At 61.1% G+C, this 16,365-nt stretch carries 16 protein-coding genes and 1 tRNA gene; 8 read left to right on the forward strand and 9 right to left on the reverse strand.

Translation table 11 applies throughout. From position 1 onward, the window contains the following. Positions 1 to 153: 153 nt before the first annotated feature. The 4 genes from B7G66_RS08685 to B7G66_RS08700 are packed head-to-tail and all read right to left on the reverse strand — an operon-like array spanning position 154 to position 5,455. Positions 154 to 1,821 (reverse strand): ABC transporter substrate-binding protein, encoded by a 1,668-nt coding sequence (locus B7G66_RS08685; protein ID WP_003621424.1) that lies wholly within the window; start codon positions 1,819 to 1,821, stop codon positions 154 to 156. Continuing rightward, a complete protein-coding gene (locus B7G66_RS08690) occupies positions 1,818 to 2,438 on the reverse strand; it encodes an SCO family protein (RefSeq protein WP_003621426.1) in 621 nt (206 codons plus the stop codon). The genes B7G66_RS08685 and B7G66_RS08690 overlap by 4 nt, the downstream gene beginning before the upstream one ends. Further along, positions 2,438 to 5,224: a DNA polymerase I gene (gene polA / locus B7G66_RS08695; RefSeq protein WP_048859093.1), complete on the reverse strand. Its 2,787-nt coding sequence runs from the start codon at positions 5,222 to 5,224 to the stop codon at positions 2,438 to 2,440. The genes B7G66_RS08690 and polA overlap by 1 nt, the downstream gene beginning before the upstream one ends. A 15-nt stretch (positions 5,225 to 5,239) precedes the next feature. After that, positions 5,240 to 5,455 (reverse strand): zinc-finger domain-containing protein, encoded by a 216-nt coding sequence (locus B7G66_RS08700; RefSeq protein ID WP_003621431.1) that lies wholly within the window; start codon positions 5,453 to 5,455, stop codon positions 5,240 to 5,242. A gap of 70 nt (positions 5,456 to 5,525) precedes the next feature. On the opposite strand from B7G66_RS08700, the gene B7G66_RS08705 reads away from it, so the two are divergent. Continuing rightward, complete coding sequence (locus tag B7G66_RS08705; RefSeq protein ID WP_048859095.1) at positions 5,526 to 6,632, forward strand: alpha/beta hydrolase; 1,107 nt, start codon at positions 5,526 to 5,528, stop codon at positions 6,630 to 6,632. 58 nt (positions 6,633 to 6,690) lie between these two features. Next, a tRNA-Arg gene (locus tag B7G66_RS08710) sits at positions 6,691 to 6,767 on the forward strand. A 184-nt stretch (positions 6,768 to 6,951) separates the two neighbouring features. On the opposite strand, the gene B7G66_RS08715 is transcribed toward B7G66_RS08710, so the two are convergent. Continuing rightward, entirely contained in the window at positions 6,952 to 7,422 is a 471-nt protein-coding gene (locus B7G66_RS08715) for a tyrosine-type recombinase/integrase (RefSeq protein ID WP_159107954.1), read from the reverse strand. A gap of 441 nt (positions 7,423 to 7,863) precedes the next feature. Between B7G66_RS08715 and B7G66_RS08720 the strand changes: the two genes are divergently transcribed. From B7G66_RS08720 to B7G66_RS08740, 4 genes are all read left to right on the forward strand, one after another. Further along, positions 7,864 to 9,318: a restriction endonuclease gene (locus B7G66_RS08720; RefSeq protein ID WP_080937643.1), complete on the forward strand. Its 1,455-nt coding sequence runs from the start codon at positions 7,864 to 7,866 to the stop codon at positions 9,316 to 9,318. A gap of 819 nt (positions 9,319 to 10,137) precedes the next feature. Continuing rightward, positions 10,138 to 10,599 carry a hypothetical protein gene (locus B7G66_RS08730; protein ID WP_139313029.1) on the forward strand — a complete coding sequence of 154 codons (462 nt, stop codon included), beginning with the start codon at positions 10,138 to 10,140 and terminating at the stop codon, positions 10,597 to 10,599. A gap of 117 nt (positions 10,600 to 10,716) precedes the next feature. Next, positions 10,717 to 10,851: a hypothetical protein gene (locus tag B7G66_RS18960; protein WP_264986172.1), complete on the forward strand. Its 135-nt coding sequence runs from the start codon at positions 10,717 to 10,719 to the stop codon at positions 10,849 to 10,851. Between the two features lie 417 nt (positions 10,852 to 11,268). Beyond that, a complete protein-coding gene (locus B7G66_RS08740; protein ID WP_003621438.1) occupies positions 11,269 to 11,715 on the forward strand; it encodes a hypothetical protein in 447 nt (148 codons plus the stop codon). Positions 11,716 to 11,773: 58 nt separating this feature from the next. Here the strand turns inward: B7G66_RS08740 and B7G66_RS08745 are convergent, their stop codons facing one another. From B7G66_RS08745 to B7G66_RS18715, 4 genes are read right to left on the reverse strand one after another with little or no spacing between them, the layout of a single operon-like run. Next, on the reverse strand, positions 11,774 to 12,688 hold the full coding sequence (locus B7G66_RS08745) for a metal ABC transporter solute-binding protein, Zn/Mn family (protein ID WP_003621439.1): 915 nt from the start codon (positions 12,686 to 12,688) through the stop codon (positions 11,774 to 11,776). Positions 12,689 to 12,703: 15 nt separating this feature from the next. Further along, positions 12,704 to 13,576, reverse strand: a complete 873-nt coding sequence (locus B7G66_RS08750; RefSeq protein WP_040512646.1) for a metal ABC transporter permease — start codon at positions 13,574 to 13,576, stop codon at positions 12,704 to 12,706. Then, the gene (locus B7G66_RS08755; RefSeq protein ID WP_371861425.1) at positions 13,573 to 14,382 is read right to left on the reverse strand and encodes a metal ABC transporter ATP-binding protein; all 810 of its coding nucleotides are present in this window, start codon (positions 14,380 to 14,382) and stop codon (positions 13,573 to 13,575) included. Before B7G66_RS08755 ends, B7G66_RS08750 begins: the two co-directional genes overlap by 4 nt. Continuing rightward, positions 14,361 to 14,513, reverse strand: coding sequence for a hypothetical protein (locus B7G66_RS18715; protein WP_225578739.1), 153 nt, complete (start codon positions 14,511 to 14,513; stop codon positions 14,361 to 14,363). Before B7G66_RS18715 ends, B7G66_RS08755 begins: the two co-directional genes overlap by 22 nt. A 567-nt stretch (positions 14,514 to 15,080) precedes the next feature. Between B7G66_RS18715 and grxB the strand changes: the two genes are divergently transcribed. After that, the gene (gene grxB / locus B7G66_RS08760) at positions 15,081 to 15,725 is read left to right on the forward strand and encodes a glutaredoxin 2 (protein ID WP_040510995.1); all 645 of its coding nucleotides are present in this window, start codon (positions 15,081 to 15,083) and stop codon (positions 15,723 to 15,725) included. Positions 15,726 to 15,865: 140 nt separating this feature from the next. Then, positions 15,866 to 16,204 carry a hypothetical protein gene (locus tag B7G66_RS08765; protein ID WP_003621452.1) on the forward strand — a complete coding sequence of 113 codons (339 nt, stop codon included), beginning with the start codon at positions 15,866 to 15,868 and terminating at the stop codon, positions 16,202 to 16,204. The last annotated feature ends 161 nt before the right edge of the window (positions 16,205 to 16,365 follow it).

The following is a 16,365-nucleotide window of genomic DNA, read 5'->3' on the forward strand; positions in this document are numbered from 1 at the left end:
AAAGCTTCGAAAGACGCCGCCTTTTTGAAAAAAGGCAGCACCCAGAAACTTTTCCTGTTTTTTATAAATGGGTTGTTTTCAAACACTCTCTTATTATCAATGGGGAATTTCCACGCAGTATGCGGGAAAACCTGTGTCCCCCTGCCTGCGCCTTTACTGCACCCATACCTGTGAAAAAATCATGTGGTACAGTGTGGTATAGAAATAATTCCCAAGCCGTTTGGACACCAGGTCCACATAATTCATATGGATGACCGGCACGCCTGGGGATTGGCGGGTGATCAGGTCATTGGCCTGTATCCACAATGCCTGCGCGGCCTGTGGGTCCACGGTTGCGCGGGCACGATCCATCACCTGTTGCACCTGTGTATTGCAAAAGCCGGGGATGTTGATCGAACTGTCGGAATGGGGATGAAAATTCTCGCACCCGAACAGGGTATCGAGGAAGTTGGAGGGCGAGGGATAATCCGCGTACCATTCACGCAGGCTGATCTGCACATGGTTGTCGGTGTTTTCGATATACCCCGAATGGATGGTCTGCGACACGCTGCGTACATGCGCGTTGTAGCCGATGGCCTGCAACATTCCGCGCACATAGGTTCCCATGCTCATATCCACCGCATTGGCCGCGACCACCAGCGTGACATCCTGCCCTGCCGTGCCGCTTTCACGTACCAGTTGTCGGGCGCGTTCAAGGTCGGCCCCACGCCATGCGGGCGCGGGATGGTCGGGGGAGGCATCGCGGGTATAGGCGCATTGCCCGTCATTGGGCAGCAACCCGGGCGGCACCATGGTGCATAATGGCGCACCCAGCGCGCCGCCACCGGCCAGAATCGTCATGGCGCGGCGGTCCAGCGCGTAATTGACCGCCTGGCGGGCCTTGATGTTGTTGAATGGCGGCAGGTTGACATTCAGGGGCATGAAATACAGCCCGAATAACGGATGTACATGCACCTGTGCTGTGTAACGCGCGCCAAGTTCACCCAGGCGGTCCAGCGGCTTGTTGCCAAAGGCCCAGTCGTACTGGCCATTTTCCACCGCCGTGACCGCATCTTCATCCGACAGGCCGAAATCATAGGAAATGGCGTCAACATACCCATCGGGCTGTGCCGCGTCGTTCCATGAATGGAAATAGGGATTGCGTTCCAGCCGCATATGCTGCTGCGGGTCATAGGCGACGATATGATACGGCCCCGTGCCGGGGATGGGGGTATTGCCCACATCATGCAACGGCGTGTCCGCAGGCAGGATGGAGGCGTGGGGAAAGGCGATTTTTTGCGGGAATTCTGCATCCGGTTCCTTCAGGCGGATGGTGATGCGCCGTGTCGCGGGGTCGGTCTGCACCCCATCGGCCAGGGTGCAGCGCGCAACATCGCGCATACAGTCATCCGCGCCCAGGATACCGCCATAAAACGAACCCGCGGTCGGGCTGCCGACGATGAAGATCCGCCGCAGCGACGCCACCACGTCATCAAGCCCGACCTCGCGCCCATCGGAAAAATGGATGCCCCGACGCAGGGTAAAGATCCAGGTCCGCCCCCCATCGGGCGTATCGGGCAGGGATTCGGCAAGGTCGGGAACCAGTTCGCTTCCCGCCGGTCCCTGTGCCTTGCGAAAGTTCAGCAGCCCGTCATAGACGACATTGAAAAGCTGCATATACATGGAGGCATAGTCGATCTGCGGGTCCAGCGTCCCGGCAGAGGCCCGCGCCGTCAGCCGCAGCGTCCCGCCCCGGTGGTCCGCCGCATGCGCCGTCCCCGCGCCGTGCAGGCAGGCCATGCCCGCGATGGCCAGCGCCAGGCACGATCCGGGCAGCTTCATTTACCGTTCGCCATCAACTGCTCGATCCGGTCGGCGATTTCCTGTCCCGTGGCGGTTGTGGGGATCGTGCCGGAATACCGCTCGGTCGGGGACATGATGACGATCTGTGATGCCGGTTCCATCATGTAATCCCCACCTTCCAGCGGCTGCCGGACATAGGGGGCATGATATTCACGGGCCACGGCCTCGATCATCTTGGGCGATCCTGTCATGCTGAACAGGCGCGGGCCAAAACGCAGCGTATAGGTGCGCAGTACGTCCGATGTATCGCGCATCGGGTCAAGCGAAATGAAGATCGGCGCGACATGGTGCGCCTTTGCCGGGCCAAGGATGTCCATCGCCTTGGCCATGGACGCCATCGTCGCGCCGCAGACCGTATCGGGACAGTGGGTGGAGCCGAAATAGACCAGCATCCACCGCCCGCGGAAATCACTGTCGAGCACCGACCCGTCGGCCCCGTTAATCAGGCGGAAGGAACCGCCCACCTCATTGCCATAGGTCGTCAGCGGCGGGGGCATCCGGTCAAAGATGCGGTAGCCCACATACCCCGCCAGTGTTGAAACCACCACGATCACCAGCGTGACGATAAGGATAAACCTGTCGCGTTTACTCAGCATCAGTGTGCGTCCGCCCAATTCGTTCCGGTCCCGGTTTCCACCACCAGCGGCACGGAAAGGGTCGCTGCGGATTCCATGACCTGCTTTACAAGGGCGGCGAGACGGTCCGCCTCTTCGTGCCGCACCTCGAACAGAAGTTCGTCATGGACCTGAAGCAGCATGCGTCCGTCAAGCCCCGCATCACGCATTGCGTGAGGAATCTGCACCATCGCGCGTTTTATGATGTCCGCCGCCCCCCCCTGGAGCGGGGCATTGATGGCCTGGCGTTCGGCGTAATTGCGGCGTGCGGCATTGCGCCCGTTGATTTCCGGCACCCAGCAGCGCCGCCCGAAGGGGGTGACGACATATCCGTTGGCGCGGGCCTCTTCACGCGTGCGCTCCATATAATCGCGGATGCCGGGATAGCGCGCGAAGTATGCGTCGATATATCCTTTTGCCTCCCCCGGTGCGATGCCAAGCTGCCGGCTGAGGCCAAAGGCGCTGATGCCGTATATGATGCCGAAATTGATCGCCTTGGCGCGACGGCGCGTCAGCGGGTCCATCCCCTCGATCGGGATGCCGAACACTTCGGACGCGGTGCGGGCATGGATATCCTGCCCCAGCGCAAAGGCTTCCTTCAGCGCGGGAATGTCCGCCACATGCGCCAGCAGCCGCAGTTCGATCTGTGAATAATCCGCCGACAGCAGAACCTGTCCCGCAGGCGCGATGAAGGCGCGGCGGATGCGCCCGCCCTCTTCTGTGCGCACGGGGATGTTCTGCAGGTTGGGATCGTTCGACGACAGCCGCCCCGTGGTCGTCACCGCCATCTGGAATGAGGTGTGGACCCGCCCCGTCGCGGGATCGACCTGGTTGACCAGCGCATCGGCATAGGTGCTCTTGAGCTTGGCGAGCTGCCGCCATGCCAGCACCTCGGCCGGAAGGTCATGCCCCTTGTCCGCAAGGTCCTGCAACACGGACGAATCCGTCCCCCATGCGCCGGACTTCATGCGCTTGCCCCCGGTCAGGCCCATTTCGTCGAACAGGATCTCGCCCAGTTGCTTGGGGGAGCCGACATTGAACTCCCGCCCCGCAAGGGTATGGATACGTGCCTCGATCATGGCCATGCGCCCTGCGAATTCGACCGACATGGCCCGCAGGTCGTGCGCATCGACCGCGATGCCCATGCGTTCCATGTCCGCCAGGATCGCAACCAGTGGGCGTTCCAGTTCCTCATACAGCGCAAGCGCCTGGTTGGGGCGCAGCAGCGGGCGCAGCACATGCCACAGGCGCAGCGTCACGTCCGCATCCTCGGCGGCGTAGGTGGTGGCGCGCGCGATGTCCACCCGGGCGAAGGGAATGCGGTTGCGCCCGGTGCCCGTCACCTCGTCATAGGGGATGGGCGTATGGCCCAGATACACCCGCGACAGTTCGTCCATGCCCTGCGTATGCTTGCCCGCGAACTGCGCATAGGAAATCAGCATCGTATCGTCGATGGGCGTGGGCTGTGGCGCGCCCGCGCGCACCAGTACCTCAAGGTCGAACTTGGCGTTCTGGAAGACCTTGAGCACCGACGGGTCCACCAGCAGGTCCGACAGGCATTCCAGCGCGATGGCGACATCCATCTGCGTTACAGAGGCGCTGTCCATCAGGTCGCCTTCATGCGCCAGCGGGATGTAGCACGCCCGGCCCGGCCCGGTCGCCAGCGAAATCCCCACCAGTCCCGCGCGCAGCGGGTCGAGCCCATCGGTTTCCGTATCCACCGCACACACGCCCGCGTCCCGCGCCTGTGCCACCCATGCGCGCAGCGTGTCGGCGTCGGTGATGGTGTCATACGTCCCGTACGGCGCATCGGGCACGGTGCCTGCGGTGTGGGCGGCATCATCCGCAAGCGGCGGGGGGGCAGGGGGAATGAACGGGGTTCCGCGCCGCTCCGCCCCCATGGATTTCAGGCCGATGCGCTGCAGAAGGGAGCGAAAGCCCATCGCCTCCAGCCAGGGGCCGAGTCGCGCCTCGTCCACGTCGCAGCAGGCGAGGGAGGCAAGCGACACGGGGCAGGGCGCATCCTCGCGCAGGGTGACAAGCTGGCGTGACAGGCGCGCCATGTCCGCGTGCGCGATCAGGTTATCACGCCGTTTTGACGGCTTCATCCGCGCGGCACCCGCAAGGATGGCGTCGAGCGAGCCATATTCCTCCATCAGCGCGGCCGCCGTCTTCGGCCCGATTCCCGGCACGCCGGGCACGTTGTCCACCGGGTCGCCAATCAGGGCCTGCACGTCGATGACCTGTGCCGGGGCGACGCCGAACTTGGCCATCACCTCGGCCTCGCCAATGGGTTTCTGCTTGATCGGGTCCATCATCGACACGCCCGGACGCACAAGCTGCATCAGGTCCTTGTCAGAGGAGATGATGGTGCAGGTGCCCCCCACATCCGTCGCCTTGCGCGCATAGGCCGCGATCAGGTCATCGGCTTCCCAGCCTGCCTCCTCGATCGCGGGGACGCTGAAGGCCGCCGTCGCATCACGCACCAGCGCGAATTGCGGGCGCAGGTCTTCGGGTGGTTCGGGGCGATGGGCCTTGTACTGGTCATACAGGTCGTTGCGGAACGTGTGGCGTCCCGCGTCGAAGATAACCGCCAGATGCGTTCCCGCATGTTCGCGCAGCAGCCGGGCGAGCATGTTGGTGAACCCGAATACCGCATTGACGGGCGTTCCGTCCGGGCTGGTCATGGGGGGCAAGGCGTGGAAGGCACGGAAAATGAAACCGGAACCATCCACAAGGATCAGGCGGACCTGCGCGTCAGTGTGCATCGGGATCTGGGGTTTTCAGTGCGCGTCGCCGGGCGTTGCCTCGGGGTTGAGCACGAACAGGCGTGAGCAGTAGGGGCAGAAGGTCTGGTGGTCCGCGATGCGCAGGAAAACGCGCGGGTGGCCCAGCGCGCCAAGGCCGCCGTCGCATGACAGGATGCGCGAATCGACCACGATGGTTTCGATCAGGCCAAGTACGGGGCGTGGCGTCGGGTTTTTGGTCAGGGCTTGCATTTCGGTGAACCTCGGGCTTGTTGTCCGGCATGGAGTGCGATGCCCCGGTGGACCCGTGGCGTCGGTGACGATGATACGCAGGATTGCCGTGCTTTCAAACCTTCGCCTGTCACGCCTGCTTTATCCGGCGTTCCTTTTCCTGTTGGCGGGATGTGTGATGCATGATGCCCCCACGCCGGTTCCGCCGCCACGGCATGCGGCGCTGGGCCGTGTCGTGCCGCCCGACAGGGTGATGGACGTGCCCGGCACGGGGCGTGTGCCCCTGCGTGTCTGGCGCGCGCATGGGATGCCGCGCGCGGTGATCCTTGCGCTGCATGGGTTCAACGACAGCCGCGATGCATGGGAACGTCCCGGCCCGGTTCTGGCGGCGCATGGCATTACGGTCTATGCCCCGGACCAGCCGGGATTCGGCGCGATGCCGGATCGGGGCGGATGGGCGGGGACGGATGCGATGGTCGCCGCCGCATCGGCGGAGGCCGCGGCCATCCACCATGAAAATCCCGACATCCCCCTGTATGTGGCGGGTGAAAGCATGGGGGGCGCGGTGGCCGTGTGCATGTCGGCGCGGGAGGCGGCGCACACACGGATGTCGGGACAGGCATCGGATGTCGCGGGTTATATCCTGCTGGCCCCGGCGGTGTGGGACCTTGGTGTGGGGACGGACGCGACATTGGGCGCGATGGCCATGCTTGCGCCGCGATGGCGGCTGACGGGGCGCGAACTGCCGGTACATGTCACGGCGTCGGATGACATGCTGGCGCTGGCGCGGCTGTATTACGATCCGCTGACGTTGCGTACCACGCGCACGACGGCCCTGGCTGGGCTGGCTTTGCTGATGCATCGCGCGGCGCAGGATGTGGGGCATATGCAGGGGCCGGTGCTTGCGATTTATGGCGGGCGGGACCAGCTTGTGCCCGCATCTGCGATGAATCGGGCATGGGCGCACCTGCCCCCCGATGCGCGGCGCGATTTCATCCCGGCGGGGTATCACCTGCTGTTGCGCGGGCGCGAAGGGGATAAGGTTACGCGTGACATCATTTCCTGGATCGGGCGGCCAGATGATTTCCTGCCATCGGGCGGAGATATCGCCGCCAGCACCTGGAATGATGCGCGCGCAGGCGATGCGCAGGTTCCCTTCTTCCTGCCCGCACGGATGGACGGGCTGGTGCGGAAATGAAATTGCATGATTTCAGGGCTGGCGTTCGCCGTCATGACAGGGTATGGAAAGCGGCAGTGGACTCGTAGCTCAGCTGGATAGAGCGTCGCCCTCCGAAGGCGAAGGTCGAAGGTTCGAATCCTTTCGAGTCCGCCATACCTCCGATAAAATAAGCAAATATCAATTACTTATCGGAAAGTTTGCCAATTTGTTCCAGTCTGCGCATCGTATCCCCCGCCAATTTTGCCTGTTCGACAGCCCGCGTATGACGTTCAATTTCTGCCAATGTGCGATGCCCGGTGATGGCGGCAATCTGGTGGGTTGTGCATCCCGCTTCTGCTCATCGCCGCGCTGCTGCTTTTCGCAGGCCATGCGGACTACATCCCTTGGGTAATCCTGCATCGGCGCACCATGACACGAAATTATTATAGAACCCATTGATCGAAAATGGACGCCCGCGCTCTGTTGCCAGAAAGGTTCCTGCGTCACAATCCGTCCATGCCGATAGTTCGATTTCAAGTGCCGGATGCACCGGGATCAGAAGCCCCGCGCCAGTTTTAACCTGCCTTACCCGAATCGTTCCTTCTATCGTATCTGCTGGCCCCATGCGCACAGCATCGCTACGTCTCTGTCCAGTATAGAGAAGAATCGCAAGCGCCAGTCGAGGGTTACTGCCGGGCGGCCAATGCGCTTCATATTGCGCAATTTCTGCATCTGTCCACGAATGGATACCCACGCTACGCACTTTAACCCGCCGAACACCTACAGTGTAATCGGTATCACGCCACCCCAGGTCAATGGCGTATTGCATGAGCATCCCCCATAGCCGCTTCGATTTGCTGTGGTTGGACTGTTCCTAAAGCAGGAAACGCACGTTGGCAGGCTGCATGTCTGTCACTGGCAGGGTTGCATACCCACGCCATCCCCATGCACCATACGCTTTGGGCAATATCCACTGCCATACGCGCTGCCCGGAAGGCGGCTGGGGTCGAGTTTATCGCTGAGAATAATGGCGGGGCTGGCGTGTGGTTGAGGAAGAGCGAGTAAGGAAGAGGTTGTCCGCAGGCAAAGCTCAATACATTGCGCGCCGATCAGGCCCCCTCGACGTTTAGCTTATTAACCGCACATTGCAGACAAATTTGGAAACGGGGGAGTTATATCTCACTCGGCAGGTCCATGGGCATATTACCCAGAGTGACTGCAAGCAAACGCCCGGCTAGAAAAAAGGCCCATCTGGAATTCATGGAAAGATATGGACTACATTCACGGACTCATGGAGGGGAAAATGCGTCCGAAATTAATATTAATATCTTCTTTTATAATATTTTCTAATGTGTCTTATATTAAATGTGGATATGCTGCCAGCACGTTACCTGCAAGCGGCCAGGTTGACTGGCAGATAACTGACACGGCTATCGGCGAGGCACCGATTATATATTCAGATCAATCCGGTCTAAAATTTGGAATTTCTGCATCGCGCAGTCATCTGGTTCATATCGATGTAACTGACAACGCACATAAAATTTCCAGTGGATCATGGAAAATAGGTGATTATACTCTCCCCCTTGTCCCAGATCCTGATGAAGCCGGTCATTTTGGTGCGGATGTTCCCGCAGCAGAGACAAAAGCATTCGTCCACAATTTTACCGCAGCAGCATCTTCCACCATTCAATTAAGTGATGGGACGACACCTCATATTTCCCTCGCCGGATCTTCAGTTGCCATTGATGCATTTAATAAATATGTAGACACACACGGGGTTCTTCTTCCTCTTCCCTTCGCGCAACCGCACATATCGACGACTGAGCCCCCGACAGAAGATGTCGCTGCGCCTATGACTTCCCCAGCTAGCGCAGCTTCGCCTTTGTCTTTCAACAGCACGCAGAAAGACGATAATCACTCAGGCCTCTCGTCTTTCTGGAGAGTCGTTATCGCTGTTGCGCTCGCATTTGCTGGCGTGAAAATTTTCCAAGAAATTTCTCGACACAAACGGAAAAGGCAAGAGCGTGAAGCAATTGATGCAGACAACGCCCGAACGGCCCATGGCCTTCAACTATGTATTAGAGAGATTAAAGCAAAAGAAAAAATTCTTGCAATGAAGTGGCGTCAAAATATTTATCAAGACGACTACGGAACAATTATCACAAAAAAATGGGAACCTGAAATACCTATTTTTTTAAATAGTAGAATTGTTCCTATTTTACAACAAAATAACCTATTGGATAAATGGGAAATAATTAGAGCAGAAGTCATTGCCGAAATTAATCGAACCGCATCTAAGACGATACCTGATATTATCCCGACGGAACCGGTCACGTCTGGTCCCGAAATCTTTTCTCCCACAATGAACCCATACGATTATGAAGAACACTGCGCCATTCTTCTGCGCCAGATCGGGTGGAACGCTCGCGCCACGGTAGCATCTGGCGACCAGGGCGCGGATGTGATTGCGGATAAGGACGGCAAGAAGATTGTCCTACAATGCAAGCTCTATTCCAACCCTGTTGGAAATGATGCTGTCCAGCAGGCTTTCTCCGCCATGGGTTATTATGACTGTACGCACTCGGCGGTTGTATCCAATGCGGGCTTCACGACTTCTGCAAGGCAGCTTGCCAGTAAAAACGGAGTTACTCTCCTTAATCACGCTCAGCTTCAAGATTATGCACGCGATGTCGAGATTGAAGATGGAGATCGTTATGGCACGTAACAGAGACATGGGCTCTGGACCACGAGTGCCCAGCCCGAGGGGCTGGCCCTTGCGGGTGTTGGCGACACGGACGGTATCACCGTCGGGGTGACGGGCAGCGCCAAGATGATCCTTGGATATATCGATCCCGATTGTGAGCGATGCGGGTGGCAGTTCGGCCTTGGAAGCCGCAACTGGATGCATCATCTTTTCCATGTCCTATCCGGGAAAGACAAAGCCGGTCCCGTTCGTAGGCTGGCGCAGGCCATCCAGAAGAGCAAGGGCAGCACTGGACAAGGGGCATGCGATGTAACCGGGCCGCCCTTCATCTTCTCCGCCGGTATTGTCCACATACGGATGGGGTCATATCAATTTCAGACCATAGGCAGGACCGGACCTCACCAGATCGCGCCGCTGTCAGGCAGGCAAACCGAGTGGCCTTTGCTGCCGGCCTGTCCGACAGGCTCAGTGACGCCATGACTGATGCAATCCCCGCCCATACCACTGCATTGTGGTGCTGGGCCTTCGACATTTTGGAAGGGGCGCAGGGAGAAGTGCGGACAGGTGTCCACGCCAACGGGCCTGGTTCTCTCCCTCACGTCAGCCCCGCGCATAATCAAGTATACGCTCCATGCGCCCCTCAGCCGTCCGGCTGTCTCTGCCATGTCTGTCCAGATAGGGCAGGCACCACATCGGTATCAACGTCTTTGATAGCGGCCTCTGTGCCGTGACGATGAACATGCCCCATACATTTGGAAGCATTAAGTAAATATTCGTAACGAATATAGACCCGGCATGGGCGGTAACATTCAGGAGTCCAGAAAGAAAAGCCGAATCCTCATGTCCTGTCTTCGCCCACGTGTCGTTACTGCATGCCTGTTGCTTCCATTCGCGCTCGGGGCGTGTCAGGGCACTGATGCCGCCTGTCGCAGGGGGCCTCCATCCGCAACGCGCCCGCACATGGAAACGGGGGTGCATGGCGCTGTGACGGAGGGGTTCGGCGGCGGTGCGTTCGGGGGGAGTTCTGCTCCCGGTGGGGGAATGACTGACATGATGTCGGCGGGTGGTCCGTCTGCTGGCATGATGGGCGGCGGGATGACGGGGGGTGGTATGGGTGATGGCGGGCCGCCTGATGGTGGCTTTGGCAATCATGGAAGACCGCCGCCGGACATGGAGACATCGCCCGTCCGCTGTGGCCCCCCGCCCAATCGGCATCATGGCGCAAAAAGCCCGGAGGTCTCGTCCGCAAGGACATATGACGACGTGGACGTGGAAAAAATCCGTATTGGTGGCAAAGATTAGATGCCACGTTTTTTGTCCCGGCTTGTTTTGTCCCGGTTTGCGCTGGTAACGGGATGCCTTCTTATTTTTGCTGGTTGTGCCGAACATCGGCCGCCCCTTGATGATGACGGACTGCCGATGACCGATGGGTCGGAAGGCAGCGGGCCGCCCGGTGGCCCCTCTGGCGGAGATCACGGTGGCCGGGGCGGTGGTGTCTGGTCGGATGTGTTGCATACGGCCATGCAGACCGGGATGGGGTTTCTTCATCACTAGAGCATTTCCACCGAAAACAGGCTCGGTGAAGATGCGCCAGTTTATTGTTTTTACGAGCATCTTCACCTGTTTGAATGCACGCATTCAAACAGGATCTGCTCCAGCTCTTGAACCCCGGGCTATACCGGCATGCATATCCTTGGGGCGTCCCCGTGAGTTTATCCTCGTGGGCTTATCCCCGTGGGCATATACCTGTGGGCGGTATCCCCCGGGGACGCGCGTGGGGTGCCGACCCGGAAGGGCGGGAGCCTGTTGCAGGGGTGTTTCGCCCCCGCGCTTTTGGCGCGGTCCGCGTGCAACTCCCGCCTGCATAAATGCTTAGGGGCTGCATCCGGGGCGATGCAGCCGACGGGCTTTGTCGCGCTGGCCCCGCGATCATAAAACCCTCTTTACGTCCCGCAAGAAGGATGAAAAGTGATGCGTTCCCTGCCGTCCGGGCTGACATTGCCCATGGTCGTGACGTTTGCCCTTGCAACCGGACCCGCCCTTGCGCGTGATCGCGACAATGCCGCATCCGCGTCTGTCCTCCAGCCTGTTTCCCAGTCTGTTTCCCAGCCTGGCGCATCTGCGGCGCATGGCGTGGTGGAGGGCGCGCCGGGTGCGCGTCTGGCGGGATATCTCAATTTCTGCATCGGCAATGGCCTGTTGCCGCACGGTGATACGACGCCGCTGCTTGACCATCTGATCGTCCGCACGCATGCGGTGTCCGATGACCATCGGGGCGACATGGAATATGCCTATGGCACGGCAGGCGTCCTGCACCCCGCGGATGCCGATGGCCCAAGGGTGACGGACCTCGACATCCCGCAACGCCGCGAACTGTGCGCCCATATCCGCCGCAAGGCCGCCTCCATCATGGGATGAGGCGGCGATGCCGTCCTATCCTTCCCTTCCTTTCCCTGTGAAGGGCGGGCGCGTCAGGTCAGTGTGCCGCCTGCATGGCCTGGACCATCAGGTCCACATCGTGATGGATCATGGAGATGTAGTCCGCCGCAGGCCCCCCGGGGGGGGACAGGGCCTCCACATACAGTGTGCCACCCGGCCGTGCGCCTGTGGCGGTGGCGACCTGCTGCACCAGGCGGGGGTCGGCGGCGTTTTCCATGAAATATGTACTGACGCCCAGGGTGCGGATCTGCCGGATCAGGGCGGCCACATCGGCGGCTGAGGCCTCGGTTTCCGTTGACAGGCCCTGTGGCGCCATCAGGGTCACGCCATATTCACGCCCGAAATAGCCAAAGGCGTCATGTCCGGTCAGCACCCGGCGACGGTCGGCAGGGACGGTGGCGATCCGGTCGCGGATGTAATGGTCAAGGTCATGCAGCCGTACAAGATAGGCATCGGCATTCGCGCGAAAGGCCTCTGCGTCCTGCGGATCAACACGGATCAGGGCATCACGGATGTTGCGTGTCCAGATTTCCACGTTTGGCACGCTGTTCCACACATGCGGGTCGGTCACATCGTGCCCGTCCTCCACCATTTCATGCAGGGGGACACCATTGGACACGATGACGGGCGTGCCATGATATCCCGCCGCGCGCGACAGGCGGACAAACCATGTCTCCAGCCCTTCGCCACTGAGGAAGATCACGTCCGCCTGCTGGAGCTTTCCTGCATCGGCGGGGGAGGGTTCGAATTCATGCGGGTCCCCATCGGGGGGCACGAGGGAGGTGACGGCGACATGCGTCCCCCCCACCTGGCGCACCACATCGGCCAGCACCGTGAAGCTGGCGACGGCATGGACCGTGCGGGCCGTCGCGGCGTGCCCCTGTACAAGGCCCGTCATCAGCAGGGCGCAGGCAACAGGCAGGAAACCAACGGGCAGAAGACGGATTTTCATGTCAGGAAGCCTTTGTCATGCGCGTTTCATGCGCGGGGCAAACAGGCGCCGCGCCAGCCCCATCGGGGCCAGCACCAGCGAAAAGATGTAAAACAGGCTGCATGTCAGGATGATGGTCGGCCCCGACGCCATGCGGCAGTGGAACGACAGCAGCAAGCCCCCCAGCCCCGACAGCGCGGCAATGGCGGCGGCCAGTGTCATCATGACCCACAGCCTGCGTGTCCACAGGCGTGCGCTTGCGGCGGGCAGCATCATCATCCCCACCGCCATCAGCGTGCCCAGCGCCTCGAACCCGGAAACCAGATTAAGCACCACGAGGAACAGGAACAGCATATGGCATGCCCCGCCGCGCCCCCCCACCAGGCGCATGAACCCCGGATCGACACATTCCATCACCAGCGGCCGCCATACCACCGACAGGATGCACAGTGTCACCGTCGTCACCCCCCCCATAAGGCACAATGTCGGGGTGTCGATGGCAAGGATGGTGCCGAACAGCACATGCAGAAGGTCGATGTTCGATCCATGCGCGGACACGATCAGCACCCCCAGCGCAAGGGAGGTCAGATAGAAGCTGGCGAAGCTTGCATCTTCGGACAGGCGCGTCAGGCGGCTGACAAGGCCGGAGAGCAGCGCCACCCCCAGCCCCGCGACAATCCCGCCCAGCCCCATCGCCGTCATGGACATCCCCCCCGCCAGCAGAAAGCCGATGGCCGCACCGGGCAGGATCGCGTGGCTCATCGCATCGCCAACCAGGCTCATCCGCCGCAACTGCAACAGCACGCCCACCGGCCCCGCGCCCAGCCCAAGGGCCAGTGACGCGACAAGGGCACGCCGCATGAACCCGAAATCCGCGAATGGGGTGATGAACAGGTCATGCAGGCTCATGCCCATATGCCCGTCTCCTGCTGCGGCTCAACCGGTGGGGTGTCCCCCATGGGGCAGGCGAACATCGCTGTGCCGCCATAGGCGCGTTCAAGCAGCGCAGGCGTCAGCACCGCATCGGTCGCCCCCCAATGCGCCGCACCCTGCGCCAGCAGGACGACATTGGGGAAATGCCGTGTGATCTGGCGCAGGTCATGCAGAACCGCGATCACGGTCCGACCTTCGTCACGCCAGTGATCGACAAGGTGCAGCAGGTCGCGCGTCGTGGGCGCATCCAGCGCGGTGAAAGGTTCGTCCAGTATGATGACCCGCGCATCCTGCATCAGCAGCCGCGCGAACAAAAGACGCTGGAACTGTCCCGCCGACAGGTCGCCGATGCCGCGTTCCTCCATCCCCGACAGGCGGACATGGCGCAGGCATTGTTCCGCGCGTTCGCGTTGCCGGGCATTAACCGCGCCGAACGCGCCGGTCGTGCGCCACGCGCCCGACAGCACAAGGTCCGCCACGCATAACGGGAACCCCCGGTCGATGTCACGGGCCTGTGGCAGATAGCCAAAGTCGCGTGGCTGTTGCCCACCGTAATCGATACGCCCCGCGCGTAACGGTATTTCACCAAGCATCGCGCGCACCAATGTGGACTTGCCCGCGCCATTGGCTCCGGCGATGGCCGTCAGGCTGCCGGGGGCGAAGGTGCCGGTGACATGTTGCCATACCGGTACACGCTCATAACCCGCGGCAATGTCATGCAGTGTGATCCCGCCCGTCGTCGCCTGTGCCTCGGTCCGGGTCATGGCAGGCGCGCCGCCCATGCAATGGCCACCCACAGCAATCCGATGGGCACCCCCATCCAGGCCAGCCGCCACGCCCATGACCGGGCCATCCAGGTCTGTAGCGTGGGTGCGGTGGGGGAAGGGGGCGGTGCCCCGTGGGCTGAGGTCATGGTCTTGTCATTCCGCGCGGTGGGATAGGGCCGCGTTATTGTTATATTATAACGTTTTCACATTACACCCCCGGCCACCTCCCGGTCAAGGCACGGGGTTTGTGCGGGAAAGCCTGCCCGTCCCCCTTATCGCGCCATGCGGCCATGGGGGATGGCCGCGCGGACAGGGGCGGTGCGGTGCATATCCCGCGCGGCGCGCGGCGCGGCATCGTTTCCCGGCATGCATCCTCCGATATGCGTCCTCTGGCATGCGTCCCCCCGCATGCCGCCATCGCCCACAAAGCATGTGCGAAAACACATCGTGATCCTGCGGGAAATAATGATCCTGCGGGGAATAATAAAGCCGCCGTGTTCAGTCCGGCTGTTGTGAATATGCGCAGCCTTTGGGGCGAGGTTGCAAAAACCCCGTCAGGAACGTCCATGGTGGCAGCCCGTTGCCGTGGGCATCATTTACAGACCGCCTTTCACATGACGTTTGCGATTGGCGTTCCTTGCAAACAGTCCGCCGGTCAGGGCAGGTTTCGCGATATAAGGTCAGGACCAACAAACAGGACATGAAGGATAAGGATGCGACTCTATAGCTATGATCACTGTCCTTTCTGCGTGAAGGCGCGGATGATCTTCGGGCTGAAGGACATCCCGGTGGATGTCGTGACACTGCTGAATGATGACGTGGCAACGCCCACGCGCATGATCGGGGCCAAGATGGTGCCCATTCTGGAGCAGGACGGCCAGTATATGGGCGAAAGCATGGACATCGTTGATCATGTCGATGCCATGGGCGGCGCGCGTGTCCTGACGGGGGCGATCAACCCGCAGGTGGGGGAATGGATACAGGCCACGAACGCCATCGCCTTTCGCCTGATCCTGCCGCGTGACGCTGCTGCCCCGCTGGAGGAATTCGCAACCACCGCCGCGCGTGCCTATTTCATCCGTGGCAAGGAAAAGATGGTCGGCCCGTTTGGTGCGCTGCTTGATGACAGTGCGGGGATGATCGCGCAGGTTGATGCGCGCCTGCGTGCGCTTGTCCCGCTGGTGCGTGCGCCGCATGCGGTCAATGGGGAACTGTCCAGCGACGATATTCACCTGTTCGCCCTGTTACGCAGCCTGACCATCGTTGCGGGCCTGTCATGGCCGGCGGAGGTGGCGCAGTACTGCCGCACCATGTCACAGGCATGTGGTGTCCCGCTGTTTGATACCATCAGCGCATAGGCGCGTTGTGTGCGGGCATGACCCACGTCATTGAACCATGTCGCCTGGCGGTGGTTTGTGGCATGGGGCCGACGTGATGGGCATGGTGCCTGCCGCCATGGCCGTCGCGGGGCCTTTGGACCCGTCAGAAGGAGGCCGCAATGCCACGTTCCATTGATGACAACGCCCGTGCCGACGATCCGGACGGGGGCAAGCACGCAACCGCCCGTCGTCTGGCGGAAGCAGGGGTCCGTGCCGAGCAGGCAGGCGATCAGGCCCGCGCCGATGCATTGTTTGACGAGGCCGAGCGCACCGACCCGGAGGCGCTGGAAAACGTGCTGATGGAAAATCCCGCCCCCCGACGGCGCATCTCCGGCCGTGGGTTTGGCGATGACGCCGCGGTTGCACGTACCACGCGCGAGGTGCGGCCCGGTTCCGATGCCCCCTCACGCGCCGGTATTACCGATGGGGGCAGCGGGGCGGATTCCGAACGGCGCTGACGCCTGCCTTGGAAGCAAGGGTGCCCCAGGAATCGTGGCCCCAGAAATTGCGACAGAACAGCAGGATTACAAAAGGCCAAAATCCCTGAGTGCCGCCTTGTTAGAGACTGTTTGAAAAGTCAGGCGCGATAACATACTGAAATTATAAAGGTTTTTGGTGA

The organism is Novacetimonas hansenii JCM 7643 (assembly GCF_000964405.1).
Taxonomy (GTDB): domain Bacteria; phylum Pseudomonadota; class Alphaproteobacteria; order Acetobacterales; family Acetobacteraceae; genus Novacetimonas; species Novacetimonas hansenii.